We start from the raw sequence: 14695 nt of genomic DNA, 5'->3' as shown, positions 1-14695 counted from the left end.
CAGTGTTATGCCTGAAACGATAAACCATAATTCAATTCTTTTGTATCCAAGCTTTTAAAGCAACGATATAAAACATTAACATGAGAGTTTGATCCTGGCGCAGGACGAACGCTGGCGGCGTGCCTAACACATGCAAGTCGAGCGGAGTTTGGCCGGTTTTAATTTCGGTTAAAACCGGCCAAACTTAGCGGCGGACGGGTGAGTAACACGTAGGTAACCTGCCCATGACACGGGGATAGCTTCGGGAAACCGAAGGTAATACCCGATACCTTTACGCATCCAATGGGGTGTAAAGAAAGCGATTTAGCGGTCATGGATGGGCCTGCGTCCCATTAGCTAGTTGGTGAGATAACAGCCCACCAAGGCAACGATGGGTAGCCGGCCTGAGAGGGCGACCGGCCACACTGGAACTTAGATACGGTCCAGACTCCTACGGGAGGCAGCAGTGGGGAATTTTGCGCAATGGGGGAAACCCTGACGCAGCGACGCCGCGTGAGCGATGAAGGCCTTCGGGTCGTAAAGCTCAGTCATTGGGGATGAAAAGGACAGTACCCAAAGAGGAAGCCCCGGCTAACTACGTGCCAGCAGCCGCGGTAATACGTAGGGGGCGAGCGTTGTCCGGAATTACTGGGTGTAAAGGGCGTGTAGGCGGGGATGCAAGTTACCGGTAAAAACCCGTGGCTCAACCACGGGCTTGCCGATAAAACTGCATCTCTTGAGTGTAGGAGAGGGAAGTGGAATTCCCGGAGTAGCGGTGAAATGCGTAGATACCTTGAGGAACACCAGTGGCGAAGGCGGCTTCCTTGCCTATCACTGACGCTGAGGCGCGAAAGCTAGGGGAGCGAACGGGATTAGATACCCCGGTAGTCCTAGCCGTAAACGATGGTCACTAGGTGTGGGTGGTGGTCAAGCCATCCGTGCCGGAGCTAACGCAATAAGTGACCCACCTGGGGAGTACGGCCGCAAGGTTGAAACTCAAAGGAATTGACGGGGGCCCGCACAAGCGGTGGAGCATGTGGTTTAATTCGAAGCAACGCGAAGAACCTTACCAGGCCTTGACATATAGGTGGTAGAGACCGGAAACGGAATCGACCCTTGGGAAACCAAGGGAGCCTATACAGGTGGTGCATGGTTGTCGTCAGCTCGTGTCGTGAGATGTTGGGTTAAGTCCCGCAACGAGCGCAACCCTTATACTTAGTTGCCAGCACTTATAGGTGTGCTCTCTATGTAGTCCGCCGTCGATTAGACGGAGGAAGGTGGGGATGACGTCAAATCATCATGCCCTTTATGGCCTGGGCCACACACGTGCTACAATGGCCTGAACAACGGGCAGCAAGGGAGCGATCCTAAGCTAATCCCTAAAAACAGGTCTCAGTTCGGATTGCAGGCTGCAACTCGCCTGCATGAAGTCGGAATCGCTAGTAATCGCGGATCAGCATGCCGCGGTGAATACGCTCTCGGGCCTTGTACACACCGCCCGTCACACCACGAAAGTTGGCAACACCCGAAGCCGGGATTAACCGTCGAAGGTGGGTCAGCGATTGGGGTGAAGTCGTAACAAGGTAGCCGTATCGGAAGGTGCGGCTGGATCACCTCCTTTCTAAGGAGTATGACCGGGCATAACTCTGTTTAGTTTTGAGAGACCATCCTCTCTCATATTTATTTTATGGGGGTGTAGCTCTGTTGGGAGAGCACCTGCTTTGCACGCAGGGGGGCAGGAGCTCGAGTCTCCTCATCTCCACCATACAGTAAGAAAAATTCTTGGGCTTGTAGCTCAGGCGGTGAGAGCGCACGCCTGATAAGCGTGAGGTCGATGGTTCGAGTCCATCCAAGCCCACCAATTAGCAGATTTTTTCATTTCTGTACCTTGAAAACTACACAGTGAGGAAAACAAAGCATCAAATCCAAATATCAAGTTCCAAATATCAATTTTTAACAATTTCGCATAGGTCAAGCGAATAAGGGCACACGGAGGATGCCTTGGCGTAAGGGGGCGAAGAAGGACGCAGCTAGCGGCGAAACGCTCCGGGGAGCTGCAAGCAAGTTACGATCCGGAGATTTCCGAATGGGGAAACCCACTTGAGGCGAACCTCAAGTATCCCATACTGAATCCATAGGTATGGGAGGCTAACCGGGTAAACTGAAACATCTAAGTAACCCGAGGAAAAGAAAGAAACATTCGATTCCCTCAGTAGCGGCGAGCGAACGGGGAAGAGCCCAAACCATATATGTGTAAGGCCGCTGCCGTTGCATATATGGGGTTATGGACTGCCAAGCCAACAGCGGTAGGCAGGCGAAGGAATAAAGTAGCAGAACTCTGCTGGAAAGCAGGGCCATAGAAAGTGAAAGCCTTGTATGCAAAACTTGATTTCCTAGCCGGCAGTTCCAAAGTACTGCGGGGCACGAGGAACCCCGTAGGAAGTCGGGAGGACCATCTCCCAAGGCTAAATACCACCTTACGACCGATAGTGAACTAGTACCGTGAGGGAAAGGTGAAAAGAACCCCGGGAGGGGAGTGAAATAGAACCTGAAACCGTGTGTCTACAACCGGAGGAAGCGAAAGCGACCTCGTACTTTTTGTAGAACGGACCGGCGAGTTACCGCGCAAAGCAAGGTTAAGGAGTTAAGCTCCGCAGCCGAAGCGAAAGCGAGTCTTAAAATGGCGCAAGTTTTGCGCGGTAGACCCGAAACCGTGTGATCTACCCATGGACAGGGTGAAGCGAGACTAACCTCTCGTGGAGGCCCGAACCACGTTGACGTTGAAAAGTCATGGGATGAGCTGTGGGTAGGGGTGAAAAGCCAATCGAACACGGAGATAGCTGGTTCTCCCCGAAATAGCTTTAGGGCTAGCCTTAACTTTTCGCCCTCGGAGGTAGAGCACTGAATGGGCTAGGGGCCGAAAATGTTACCGAACCCTATCAAACTCCGAATGCCGAGGAGCGATAGTTAGGAGTCAGACTGTGGGGGATAAGCTTCATAGTCGAAAGGGAAACAGCCCAGACCGTCAGCTAAGGTCCCTAAGTAAACCTAAGTGGGAAAGGATGTTGTACCGCGAAGACAACCAGGATGTTGGCTTAGAAGCAGCCATTCATTCAAAGAGTGCGTAATAGCTCACTGGTCGAGTGGTGCTGCGCCGAAAATGTAACGGGTCTAAAGGTTTACACCGAAGCTGCGGATGCAAGCAACAGCTTGCGTGGTAGGGGAGCGTTCCTGCAAGGCAGAAGCACATCCGAAAGGCTGTGTGGACTTACAGGAAGTGAGAATGCCGGTATAAGTAGCGAAAGACAGGTGAGAATCCTGTCCACCGAATGCCTAAGGTTTCCTGAGGAAGGCTCGTCCGCTCAGGGTAAGCCGGGGCCTAAGCCGAGGCAGTGAATGCGTAGGCGATGGACAACTGGTTGATATTCCAGTGCCACCTAAGGCCGCTATGAGCAATGGGGTGACGCAGGAGGGTAGGCTGAGCACGCCGTTGGTAGAGCGTGCCCAAGCGCAAAGGCAAGCCTGATAGGCAAATCCGTCAGGCCATGGCTGAAGCGTGATGGGGAGTGAAATTTAAGTAACGAAGCAGCTGAACCCATACTGCCAAGAAAAGCCTCTAGCAAGGCCAAGGGTGCCCGTACTGCAAACCGACACAGGTAGGCGAGGAGAGAATCCTAAGGTGAGCGGGACAACTCTTGTTAAGGAACTCGGCAAACTAACCCCGTAACTTCGGGAGAAGGGGTGCCTGAGTAGCTTTAGGGTAACCTAAGGCGAAAAGGCCGCAGTGAATGGGCCCAAGCGACTGTTTAGCAAAAACACAGGTCTCTGCTAAGGAGAAATCCGATGTATAGGGGCTGACGCCTGCCCGGTGCTGGAAGGTTAAGGGGAACGCTTAGCCGCAAGGCGAAGGTGTGAACCGAAGCCCCAGTGAACGGCGGCCGTAACTATAACGGTCCTAAGGTAGCGAAATTCCTTGTCGGGTAAGTTCCGACCCGCACGAATGGCGTAACGACTTGGGCGCTGTCTTGACAAGAGACCCGGCGAAATTGTATTATGAGTGAAGATACTCATTACCCGCGACAGGACGGAAAGACCCCATGGAGCTTTACTGCAACCTGATATTGGATTTCGGCATCAAATGTACAGGATAGGTGGGAGGCACAGAACCGGGTTCGTCAGGATCCGGGGAGCCGCCCTTGGGATACCACCCTTTTGATGCTGAGGTTCTAACCGCACTCCGTTATCCGGATGCGGGACATTGTCAGGTGGACAGTTTGACTGGGGCGGTCGCCTCCTAAAAGGTAACGGAGGCGCCCAAAGGTTACCTCAGCACGGTTAGGAATCGTGCATTGAGTGCAAAGGCATAAGGTAGCCTGACTGTGAGACCAACAAGTCGAGCAGAGTCGAAAGACGGGCTTAGTGATCCGGCGGCACTGTATGGAAGGGCCGTCGCTCAACGGATAAAAGCTACCCTGGGGATAACAGGCTGATCTCCCCCAAGAGTCCACATCGACGGGGAGGTTTGGCACCTCGATGTCGGCTCGTCGCATCCTGGAGCTGAAGTAGGGTCCAAGGGTTGGGCTGTTCGCCCATTAAAGCGGCACGCGAGCTGGGTTCAGAACGTCGTGAGACAGTTCGGTCCCTATCCGTCGTGGGCGGTGGATACTTGAAGGGAGCTGCCCCTAGTACGAGAGGACCGGGGTGGACGGACCGATGGTGTATCAGTTGTCGCGCCAGCGGCACAGCTGAGTAGCCAAGTCCGGCAGGGATAAGCGCTGAAAGCATCTAAGTGCGAAGCCCTCCCTAAGATAAGGTATCCCATCCCATTAAGGGAGTAAGGTCCCGGGAAGACTACCCGGTAGATAGGTCGGAGGTGTAAGAGCCGCAAGGCTTTGAGCTGACCGATACTAATAGACCGAGGGCTTGACCAAAATTTTCCTCACTGTGTAATTTTGAAGGTACAGCAAAATACATTCTCGGTGGCCATAGCGGAGGGGAAACACCGGTTTCCATCCCGAACACACAGGTTAAGCCCTCCAGCGCCGATGGTACTGGGCATTGCCCGGGAGAGTAGGTCGCTGCCGAGAATTTATTCATATCTAAACCGTTCCTCGATAGCTCAGCGGTAGAGCATTCGGCTGTTAACCGAAGGGCCGCAGGTTCGAATCCTGCTCGAGGAGCCATTTTTATGTACAAAAGTTTTAATACATATTTAGGTTCTAACTTTACATTAGGCCCTTTCTAAACCTTAAGCCTGCATAAATAAGGCTTACCCAATCTCAATATATATGAACCCCTGCCTTTAAACTTGTCATACTAAGACTTACCAACACATGCTCATACTGCCTGCTATATAATACTTATCATACTAATACTCAGCAATACATGCTCAGATTTGTCGCACCAAGGCTTGCTAACTAAACACATGTGCGGACGCATACTTAGACTGTCTGACACTTAAGGCCTGCCGCCGCAATGCTTATCGTGATAAGGCTGCCCAAAATTTGACTAGTTGTGCCATCTAGAGATTGCTAAACCTCTATTCTAAGATATTCTTAAACTTGCCCTAAGATATGCCCAATTTGACATCCTGAGAAAGCGAAAGAATCTTTACTTACACCGGAAGATGCGAGCAAAGATTCTTTATTTAAAATTGCATATTGCTGAAGAGGAAGTTTTAAGAGCCTGGGGGAGAGTGAGAAAGTTGCCCGGTTTTAAAGGGTGGTTTGAATATTTATTTTATGATATAATGGCTAAAGAGCAACTAGCAGCGGTATTGAGCAGGCTGGTAATATATAGGTCAGGTGTATTAAAGTTTGTAGCCTATAATTACGAGTTCGGTATTTCAATGCTGAATAGTTCACAAATTTAGGAGTTTTTATTATGTGTGTAGATGAATTTTTTACAGTGGCAAGGCAGTCGGAGAGCTTATATGAATGCAAAAAATCTAAATTTATATCTAATGTTTTTCCTGTAGAAAATGCCGATGAAGCAGAGCATTTACTGGAAATGGTCCGAAAAAAACATTGGAACGCAACACACAATGTTTATGCATATACCACCGGTTTAAACAATGAAATCCAAAGATTCAGTGATGATGGCGAGCCTTCCGGAACCGCCGGACGACCTGTGTTAGAAGTTATTAAGGCAAATAACTTGCGAAATGTCTTAATAGTGGTTACAAGGTATTTTGGCGGTATACTACTTGGAGCCGGTGGCTTAGTGCGGGCGTATAGTGAAAGTGCCGCAAGAGGCATAAAAAATTCGGGTATTATAAGGAAAGTTAATTGTAATATATATGAAATTGTCATAAATTATGATATACTAGGAAAGTTGCAGTGGGAATTTGAGCAGCGGAACATAAAAATATTTGATACAGATTATGCTGAAAATGTTAAAATTAAGGCATGCATCCCTAAAAGTTCTATATGCGATCTAGAAAAACTTGTGCTAAATATCACTTCTGGAACCGCTCAAATGCAACTTACAGGATCGTGCTTTATAGCAGTTGATATGTAAGGAGGGGTATTATATGGATATGGAAAAACTTTGTGATAAGTTAGTTGAATGGTTAAAAAATTATGTTAAAAACGCAGGGGCCAGTGGAGCTGTTTTTGGTATGAGCGGAGGTGTAGATTCGTCGGTTGTAAGCGTTTTATGCAAAAAAGCGTTTGGCGACAATGTATTAGGTCTTATAATGCCATGCCATAGCGACAAAAACGATGAACTTGATGCAAAACTTGTGGCTGAAAAGTTCGATATAAAATATAAAGTTGTTACCTTAGATAGTGTTTATGATGAGTTTCTTAAAGTTGTTGATGAAACCGAAGATAAGCTTGTAAAAGCTAATATCAAACCTCGCTTGCGTATGACAACATTATATTATTACGCAGGGCTAAATAATTATCTTGTCGTAGGGGCAGAAAATAAAAGCGAGCTTGTGGTAGGCTATTTTACAAAGCATGGAGATAGTGGGGCCGATTTGATGCCCATTGCAAATCTTGTAAAAAGCCAAGTTAGGATACTGGCATCTTATTTAGGTATACCGCAAAAAATCATTGATAAAGCGCCTAGCGCAGGTCTTTGGAGCGGACAAACCGATGAGAGCGAAATGGGTATTACTTACGAAGAGTTAGACAACTACATTTTAACCGGCAAAGCAGATCCAAAAATAAAAGAGCGCATAGAGCTGTTGAATAAAAGAAGCGAGCACAAGCGGTCACTTGCAAAAAAACCGGAGTTTATATTAGAGTAATATTTTTTTCTATGTATTATCTTCAAAAGGAGGAATTCGGAATATGTCGGGTCATTCTAAATGGGCAAATATAAAGAACAAGAAAGCCAAGATGGATGCTCAAAAAGGGAAAATTTATACCAGATTCAGCAAATTAATCATTGTAGCGGTTCGGGAGGGCGGCCCCGATCCTAACTCAAACTCAAAACTCAAAGACGTAATTGAAAAAGCAAAACAGGTGAATATGCCTAATGAAAATATAGAACGAGCCATAAAACGAGCAACTGGCGAACTTAGTGGTGCCGACTATGAGGAAATCATGTATGAGGGCTATGGCCCAAGCGGTGTGGCTATCCTAGTTGATGCTACAACAGATAATAGAAACCGTACGGCAGGAGAGATGAGGCATATATTTGATAAACACGGAGGAAATCTCGGCGAAACAGGCTGTGTTGCATGGATGTTTGAAAAGAAAGGTTTAATAATTATTGAAAAAGATGACAGCACAGATGTAGAAGAGATAATGATGCTTGCCATAGATGCAGGGGCTGAAGATGTGGACGAGCAGGAAGATTCGATTGAAGTTACAACAAGCGTTGAAAACTTTGCGGCTGTAAAGGATGCTTTTGAGAAAAACGGGATTAAGATTTTTTCTGCGGATTTGACCTATATACCCAAAACTACTTTAAGCTTGTCTGAATCAGAATGTGAAAAAGTTGAAAGACTTATAGAGGCATTAGAAGACCACGATGATGTCCAAAATGTCTATACAAACTATGAACCTGCTGAGTAGATTAATTTAAATCACAAACTACCTCCAATTTTATATGCTTAAAGAAGGAGAATCACCGTTAGATGTAGAATTACACTAAGGGTGATTTTTATGTTGATAATGGGAATAGATCCCGGCATTGCTATAAGCGGATATGGAATAATTTCAAATGAGAAGGGCAAGCCATATATTGTTGACTATGGAACAATAAGGACATCTCCTAAAGTTTCAATTCCAGAAAGATTAAGGATATTGCACAACGGCTACCTTGAGCTGATAGATAATTACAAACCTGATGCAATAGCTGTTGAAGAACTGTTTTTTAACAAAAACGCTAAGACTATAATTTCTGTGGGACAAGCGCGCGGAGTTGCGCTTTTGTCTGCTGCGCTGTCGAATATCGATGTATATGAATACACGCCTCTTCAGGTAAAACAAGCAATAGTAGGATACGGCCATGCGGATAAAATTCAAGTTCAGCAGATGATAAAGATTTATTTTGACATGAACGAGCTGCCAAAACCGGATGACGCCGCCGATGCACTGGCAGTAGCTTTATGCCATATGCATTCATATAAGCTCCAAAATATAATAGATTCCAGAGGATTTTAGCCATGTTAGAATACATAAAAGGTAAACTGGTTTTTGTCGAACCTACTACTGCTGTTGTGGACATATCCGGCGTAGGTATAAAAGCCGATATTTCGATGTATAGTTACGATAAAATTAAAAATTATAAAGGCGAGACTATTACACTTTACACACATTTATTACTAAAAGAAGATGCAATAGAGCTTTTTGGCTTTTTTGATAAAATAGAGCGACAAGCATATCTTTTTTTAAATAAGGTTTCAGGTGTGGGGCCTAAAGTGGCACTTTCGGTGCTTTCGTTAATGGATGCAGCAAAATTAAAGAATGTAATTTTAACAGAAAATGTTAATGAACTAACAAAGGTTCCTGGAATAGGAAAAAAAACAGCTCAAAAGATCATAATTGAGCTAAAAGATCGAATCAAAGATCTTCCTGTGTCAACTCCAGACGAAGACACCGAAGATTATATTTCGGAAGCAAAGGAAGCACTTATTTCTTTGGGATTTAGCTCGGCGGAGGTTAATTTAGCCTTAAGCGATGATTTGGTAAAAGATAGCAAAAACTTAGAAGATATAATTAAAGCTGCACTTAAAAAAATGTCGAAATAAAGGGTGAAAACTTTGAATGATAGAATTGTTGCTCCGTCTATAAAAAATGATGAAGAAATCGAATATGAAAAAAGTATAAGGCCTTTAACTTTTGACGAATACATCGGGCAGGAGCGCGTAAAAGAGAACCTTAAAGTATTTATTGAAGCAGCTCTGATGCGCAGAGAAGCCCTGGACCATGTTTTGCTATTTGGACCGCCAGGCCTTGGCAAGACGACCCTTGCCTATATTATCGCAAGAGAGCTAGGCGTGAATATAAGGATAACGTCTGGGCCGGCAATAGAGCGAGCAGGAGATCTGGCTGCAATCCTTACAAACCTTGGAGAAAGGGATCTGCTTTTTATTGATGAAATCCACCGATTGCATCCAAGCGTTGAGGAGATATTATATCCGGCCATGGAAGACTTTGCCTTAGACATCATGATAGGAAAAGGGCCTAGCGCAAGATCCATGAGACTTGATTTAAGTCCATTTACTTTAGTTGGAGCTACTACAAAAGCAGGGCAATTAACATCTCCTCTAAGAGACCGTTTTGGCGTAAGCCTGCATTTGGATTTTTATAAAATACCGGAACTGGTAGAGATTATAAAAAGGTCAGCTGCACTTTTGAAGGTGGATATAGATGATGAATCTGCAGAGCGTATAGCATTATGCTCTAGAGGGACTCCTCGCCTTGCAAACAGATTGCTAAAACGGATTAGAGACTTTGCTCAGGTTAGAGGAGATGGAAAAATTACAGTGGATATTGCTAAAGAAGGATTGAGGCTTTTAGAAATTGATATCAACGGACTTGACAGGAATGATCGCAGACTGCTGATTACACTAATTGAAAAATTTGACGGCGGTCCTGCTGGCATTGAATCTATTGCTGCTGCGCTCAATGAGGATATTTCCACAATTGAAGATATCTACGAGCCTTATCTTGTACAAGAAGGTTACATATTCAGAACGGCAAGGGGTAGGATAGCCTCAGATAAGGCATATGAATGTTTAGGTAGAAAACGAAGTGATTGATTGTCAGGAGGCCTGGAAATAAAATGAAACGGTGGTTTGTATTATTTATTGCATTTACATTTATTTTTAGCGTAAATACTCCTACTCAAGGGTCTGAAGCAAATATAACCATTCCGAACAAAATAAAAGTGGGACTTTATTACGGAAACAGCAGCAGAAATTCTTACGAGCTCTCTTCTGATGTAGGATTTGTAGTAGGAAGGATACAGAATAAAAACCCCTTTACAGTAGTGAGTTTTTCTGATAAGTTATTAGAGGTTTGCAGCGCTAGTTCCTCAAATTTTACTCCGGAAAAAAGTGGTATTAGCGATATGGAAACTGCGGCAGAATATGCAACAAAACTTATAAACAGGGGAACAAAGTGCTACTTATTCTTTGATAACAATTGGTCTGTATGGGTTGATAACAATTCAAATAATAGTAATGCAGCCTCTGATTTAATAATGATTAAAGGCGATTCTAAATATCCGGCGGTTATACTTCCTGTTTCAGCCGAGAGCCCAGTCTTTTTTGCCGGTTCAGATCTAAAGACTCCTATATCCATAGAAGGTAGAAGATATCGTGGGATGCTTGAGATGACAACTTCTGGAAATTTAATTCAAGTTGTAAATGAGTTAGGGTTAGACGAATATCTATATGGAGTTGTACCTTGCGAAATGCCTTCAAATTGGGATATAGAAGCCCTGAAAGCACAAACAGTAGCAGCCAGGACCTATGCAGTTGCAAATTTGGGAAAATGGCAAAACTATGGCTTTGATGTAAGTGCCGGTTCTTCTGATCAAGTATATGGAGGGTTTAGCGAGGAGACTGCAAAGACCAATCAGGCAGTTGACCAAACCAGCGGACAAATCCTTTTATATGATGGCAAACCCATAACTGCTTTTTATCATGCTGACAGTGGCGGCAGAACAGAGGCGTGCAAAGATGTTTTTGGAATAGATCTACCTTATTTGCAGCCGGTGGACGATATAGTTCCTTCTCAATCTCCTTACGAAACTTGGCAGATATCACTAGATGAGTTAAGCAAAAGATACAATACCTATGCATCAAGTTCCATTGGCGACATCAAAGAAATTATAATTGCCGAAACCACTTTGGCGGGAAGAGCAAAAAAGCTGCTTTTAAAGGGCACAAAGGGAGAGACTTTGCTCAGCTCAGATGACATCAGAAACCTGCTTCAATTAAAGAGCAATTATCTTGATATAGCGCAAGATCAGACAGCAGTACCGGCTGCGAACCTCGGGCTTGCCGTGCTCTCAGGAGACGGCTCAAAGAAAAATATTCGGTTATCTGGCATAAATATCTTAAGCCAACAGGGTATAAACCACACAAAAGGCGATTGTGCAGTCATTTCGGCGGAAGGTATAGCAAAAAAAATAACCAGCAGTTATAATACACCAAATACGTCTGATGATATATATGTCATATCCGGCCATGGCTGTGGCCATGGAGTAGGAATGAGCCAGTGGGGCGCCAAAGCAATGGCTGAAAATGGCTACAGTTATACTGAAATTTTATACCATTATTATACTGGTGTTGAGATTACACCATAAACTCTTGTTTTTGAAAGAAGATGCAGATGCAAAAAATGAAATTAGAAGAATTTGATTTTGATTTACCTGAAGAATTAATAGCTCAAGAACCTATAGAAAATCGCTCAAAATCCAGACTCCTTGTGCTGAATAAATCAACAGGAGAAATTGAACATAAAATCTTTGAGGATGTCATTGATTATTTGCAAAAAGGTGACTGCTTGGTCTTAAATAACACTAAGGTAATACCGGCTAGATTGATTGGGCGCCGTCAAAGGACAGGGGGTAGAATTGAGGTAGTCCTGTTAAAGCCTATTGAAAACGATGTATGGGAAGCCTTGGTTAAGCCCGGCAGCAAAGCACGCAAAGGAGAAGAAATTGTCTTTGGTAATGGTCAGCTTACTGCTAAAGTCTTGGATAACACTGATTATGGCGGCAGATTGATGCAATTTTTTTACGAGGGCTCTTTTGAAGAGATTTTAGATAAACTGGGACAAATGCCTACTCCTCCTTATATTAAAAAGAAATTAGAAGATAAAGATCGCTACCAAACCGTATATGCACAAATACCTGGTTCAGCAGCCGCGCCTACAGCAGGCCTTCATTTTACCGAGGAGCTGTTAAATAAACTAAGGGCAAAAGGCGTATCAATAGTCTTTATAACGCTTCATGTAGGGCTTGGAACATTTAGGCCTGTAAAAGTTGAAAATGTTGAAGAGCATAAAATGCACTCCGAGTATTACGAAGTAAGCCCCGAGGCTGCCGAAACCATTTGCCGGACAAAGGAGACCGGTAAAAGAGTTATTGCAGTAGGCACTACTTCTACAAGGACATTAGAGACTATTGGAGACGAGAACGGTATGGTAAAACCCGGAAACGGATGGTCTGATATATTCATTTATCCCGGATACAAGTTTAAAGTTGTAGATGCACTTATAACCAATTTTCATCTCCCTAAATCCACACTTATAATGCTGGTTAGCGCTTTTGCAGGGAAAGAAAAGGTATTTAAGGCCTATGAAGAAGCTATAAGAGAGAAATACAGATTTTTTAGTTTTGGCGATGCAATGCTCATAATATAATGAAAGGTGCGGCCAATGAAAATTTCTTCTCGAATTGCAAAAACTATAATTATTTTAGAATCTGTTTTGGCTTTTTTCGTAATCTTAGGTGTTATAGTTGGATCAGTCGATATTTTGCGGTACCTTAAAATAATATATGAAACTCCGCCTACAGAAAGCTTCCCCATAGTACAGGCGTTTTTAGGACATATACTTGCATTGGTAATAGGGCTGGAACTTGCCGTAATGCTGATAAAACATACACCGGCTAGTGTTATCGAAGTTTTATTATACGCTATTGCCCGCAAAATGTTAATTGATTCCAAAAATATGCTGGATATAGTTTTGGGCATACTTGCCGTAGGTGGGTTGTTTTATATAAATAAGCATTTTGAACCGGCAAAGACTTTTTTTATTGATGCAAATATTGTTAATCCGGCTATGCTGATTGGAGATTTAAATAAAAAATTGCACACTAATATTCCTGAAAATATTGCAAACACAATTGGAGGCTTAGTCGTAAAACTTTGTAAAGAAGGGCAATGCGGACTATCTGAGGGAAAAAGTATAAGAGTCAACGATGCGGAAATTACAATACTGTCTATGGACGGAGAACTTATCAGAGAGTTAAAAGTAGTAAAGTGTGACGAAAAGGATGAATAAAATTATGAAGTTTGATGTTGTAAAAAAATCTTCAAATACATCTGCAAGGCTTGGAAGGCTTGAAACATGCCATAACAGCTTTTCAACTCCAATATTCATGCCTGTTGGCACTCAGGCCACAGTAAAAACTATGACACCTGATGAACTTGAAGAAATTGGAGCAAAAATAATTTTAGGTAATACCTACCACCTTTATTTAAGACCGGGACATGAGCTTATTAGAGAAGCCGGCGGTTTGCACAAATTCATGAATTGGAATGGTTCTATTTTAACTGATAGCGGAGGCTTTCAAGTATTTAGCTTAGGAGAACTTAGAGAAATAAAGGAAGAGGGAGTAACTTTCAGGTCTCATATAGATGGTTCCTTACATTTTATAGGCCCTGAGACCTCAATGGAAATACAAAATGCCCTAGGCAGCGATATAATGATGGCCTTTGATGAATGCATACCTTATCCTGCCACATATGAGTATGTTTTGCGGTCCGTAGAAAGAACCACAAGGTGGGCCGAAAGATGTAAAAAAGCCCATAAAAACACCGAGACGCAGACGCTTTTTGGAATTGTCCAAGGCGGAGTGTATAAAGAGCTTAGAAAAAAAAGTGCGCAAGATATCACATCCTTAGACTTTGAGGGATATGCAATAGGCGGCTTAAGTGTAGGAGAGCCCAAAAAGATGATGTATGAGATGCTGGATTTTACCGTCCCTCTTTTACCGGATGAAAGGCCGCGGTATTTAATGGGTGTTGGGACCCCTCAAGATCTTTTTGAGGGAGTAATACGAGGTATTGATATGTTCGACTGTGTTTTACCGACACGCATTGCAAGACATGGCACTGTTTTTACAAAAAAAGGAAAATTAGTAGTCCGCAACGCTGCATATGCTAGAGACTTTGGGCCGCTAGACCCAACCTGCGATTGTTATGTATGTAGGAACTTTAGCCGCGCTTATATTCGCCACTTAATAAGTGCTAACGAAATTTTAGGTCTCAGGCTTACAACTTACCACAATCTTTACTTTCTGATAAATCTTATGCAAAAGATACAAAAAGCTATTGAGGGTGATTATTTATTAGAACTGAAAGATGAATTCTTTGCTGATTTTGGCATCCCGAATATAATGTAAATATTTACATCCTTATTAATGAAACTTATCATTAAAATCAAAAATAAAATAATATAAATTATATTATATTTAAAGGATTTCTTGTTTTAACATAGAACTTAATAAATATGAGAAATAT

The 14695-nt window shown here is 43.6% G+C and carries 10 protein-coding genes, 3 tRNA genes and 3 rRNA genes; all 16 read left to right on the top strand.

What is annotated here, in order from left to right; all coding sequences use genetic code 11:
* Positions 1–76 precede the first annotated feature (76 nt).
* Positions 77–1600, top strand: a 16S ribosomal RNA gene (locus TSYNT_RS11795).
* A gap of 68 nt (positions 1601–1668) precedes the next feature.
* A tRNA-Ala gene (locus TSYNT_RS11790) sits at positions 1669–1744 on the top strand.
* Positions 1745–1763: 19 nt separating this feature from the next.
* Positions 1764–1840, top strand: a tRNA-Ile gene (locus TSYNT_RS11785).
* A gap of 108 nt (positions 1841–1948) precedes the next feature.
* Positions 1949–4910: ribosomal RNA gene (locus TSYNT_RS11780) — 23S ribosomal RNA — on the top strand.
* Positions 4911–4954: 44 nt separating this feature from the next.
* Positions 4955–5066, top strand: a 5S ribosomal RNA gene (gene rrf, locus TSYNT_RS11775).
* The 16S, 23S and 5S rRNA genes sit together here with 3 tRNA genes alongside, the layout of an rRNA operon.
* 21 nt (positions 5067–5087) lie before the next feature.
* Positions 5088–5162: transfer RNA gene (locus TSYNT_RS11770), tRNA-Asn, on the top strand.
* Between the two features lie 700 nt (positions 5163–5862).
* Positions 5863–6498: a YigZ family protein gene (locus TSYNT_RS11760; protein WP_059034278.1), complete on the top strand. Its 636-nt coding sequence runs from the start codon at positions 5863–5865 to the stop codon at positions 6496–6498.
* Positions 6499–6511: 13 nt separating this feature from the next.
* Complete coding sequence (gene nadE, locus TSYNT_RS11755) at positions 6512–7234, top strand: NAD(+) synthase (protein WP_059034275.1); 723 nt, start codon at positions 6512–6514, stop codon at positions 7232–7234.
* Positions 7235–7277: 43 nt separating this feature from the next.
* Positions 7278–8006 (top strand): YebC/PmpR family DNA-binding transcriptional regulator, encoded by a 729-nt coding sequence (locus TSYNT_RS11750; protein ID WP_059034273.1) that lies wholly within the window; start codon positions 7278–7280, stop codon positions 8004–8006.
* A gap of 90 nt (positions 8007–8096) precedes the next feature.
* Positions 8097–8597, top strand: a complete 501-nt coding sequence (gene ruvC / locus TSYNT_RS11745; protein WP_059034271.1) for a crossover junction endodeoxyribonuclease RuvC — start codon at positions 8097–8099, stop codon at positions 8595–8597.
* Between the two features lie 2 nt (positions 8598–8599).
* Positions 8600–9184 carry a Holliday junction branch migration protein RuvA gene (gene ruvA, locus TSYNT_RS11740; RefSeq protein WP_059034269.1) on the top strand — a complete coding sequence of 195 codons (585 nt, stop codon included), beginning with the start codon at positions 8600–8602 and terminating at the stop codon, positions 9182–9184.
* 12 nt (positions 9185–9196) lie between these two features.
* Entirely contained in the window at positions 9197–10198 is a 1002-nt protein-coding gene (gene ruvB / locus TSYNT_RS11735) for a Holliday junction branch migration DNA helicase RuvB (RefSeq protein ID WP_059034267.1), read from the top strand.
* Between the two features lie 23 nt (positions 10199–10221).
* Entirely contained in the window at positions 10222–11751 is a 1530-nt protein-coding gene (locus tag TSYNT_RS11730; protein ID WP_059034264.1) for a SpoIID/LytB domain-containing protein, read from the top strand.
* A gap of 35 nt (positions 11752–11786) precedes the next feature.
* Positions 11787–12812 carry a tRNA preQ1(34) S-adenosylmethionine ribosyltransferase-isomerase QueA gene (gene queA, locus TSYNT_RS11725; RefSeq protein ID WP_059034371.1) on the top strand — a complete coding sequence of 342 codons (1026 nt, stop codon included), beginning with the start codon at positions 11787–11789 and terminating at the stop codon, positions 12810–12812.
* A 15-nt stretch (positions 12813–12827) separates the two neighbouring features.
* Entirely contained in the window at positions 12828–13454 is a 627-nt protein-coding gene (locus TSYNT_RS11720; RefSeq protein ID WP_059034262.1) for a transporter associated domain-containing protein, read from the top strand.
* Between the two features lie 4 nt (positions 13455–13458).
* Positions 13459–14577, top strand: a complete 1119-nt coding sequence (gene tgt / locus TSYNT_RS11715) for a tRNA guanosine(34) transglycosylase Tgt (RefSeq protein WP_059034260.1) — start codon at positions 13459–13461, stop codon at positions 14575–14577.
* Positions 14578–14695 lie beyond the last annotated feature (118 nt).

The sequence above is a fragment of the Tepidanaerobacter syntrophicus genome (assembly GCF_001485475.2).
Lineage (GTDB): Bacteria > Bacillota > Thermosediminibacteria > Thermosediminibacterales > Tepidanaerobacteraceae > Tepidanaerobacter > Tepidanaerobacter syntrophicus.
This window is presented reverse-complemented; position numbering and strand designations above follow the sequence as displayed.

Excerpts from the sequence above, each read along its gene's own strand:
- TSYNT_RS11760 (WP_059034278.1), top strand. The coding sequence starts at position 5,863 with ATGTGTGTAGATGAATTTTTTACAGTGGCAAGGCAGTCGGAGAGCTTA.
- nadE (WP_059034275.1), top strand. The coding sequence starts at position 6,512 with ATGGATATGGAAAAACTTTGTGATAAGTTAGTTGAATGGTTAAAAAAT.
- TSYNT_RS11750 (WP_059034273.1), top strand. The coding sequence starts at position 7,278 with ATGTCGGGTCATTCTAAATGGGCAAATATAAAGAACAAGAAAGCCAAG.
- ruvC (WP_059034271.1), top strand. The coding sequence starts at position 8,097 with ATGTTGATAATGGGAATAGATCCCGGCATTGCTATAAGCGGATATGGA.
- ruvA (WP_059034269.1), top strand. The coding sequence starts at position 8,600 with ATGTTAGAATACATAAAAGGTAAACTGGTTTTTGTCGAACCTACTACT.
- TSYNT_RS11730 (WP_059034264.1), top strand. The coding sequence starts at position 10,222 with ATGAAACGGTGGTTTGTATTATTTATTGCATTTACATTTATTTTTAGC.
- queA (WP_059034371.1), top strand. The coding sequence starts at position 11,787 with ATGAAATTAGAAGAATTTGATTTTGATTTACCTGAAGAATTAATAGCT.
- TSYNT_RS11720 (WP_059034262.1), top strand. The coding sequence starts at position 12,828 with ATGAAAATTTCTTCTCGAATTGCAAAAACTATAATTATTTTAGAATCT.
- tgt (WP_059034260.1), top strand. The coding sequence starts at position 13,459 with ATGAAGTTTGATGTTGTAAAAAAATCTTCAAATACATCTGCAAGGCTT.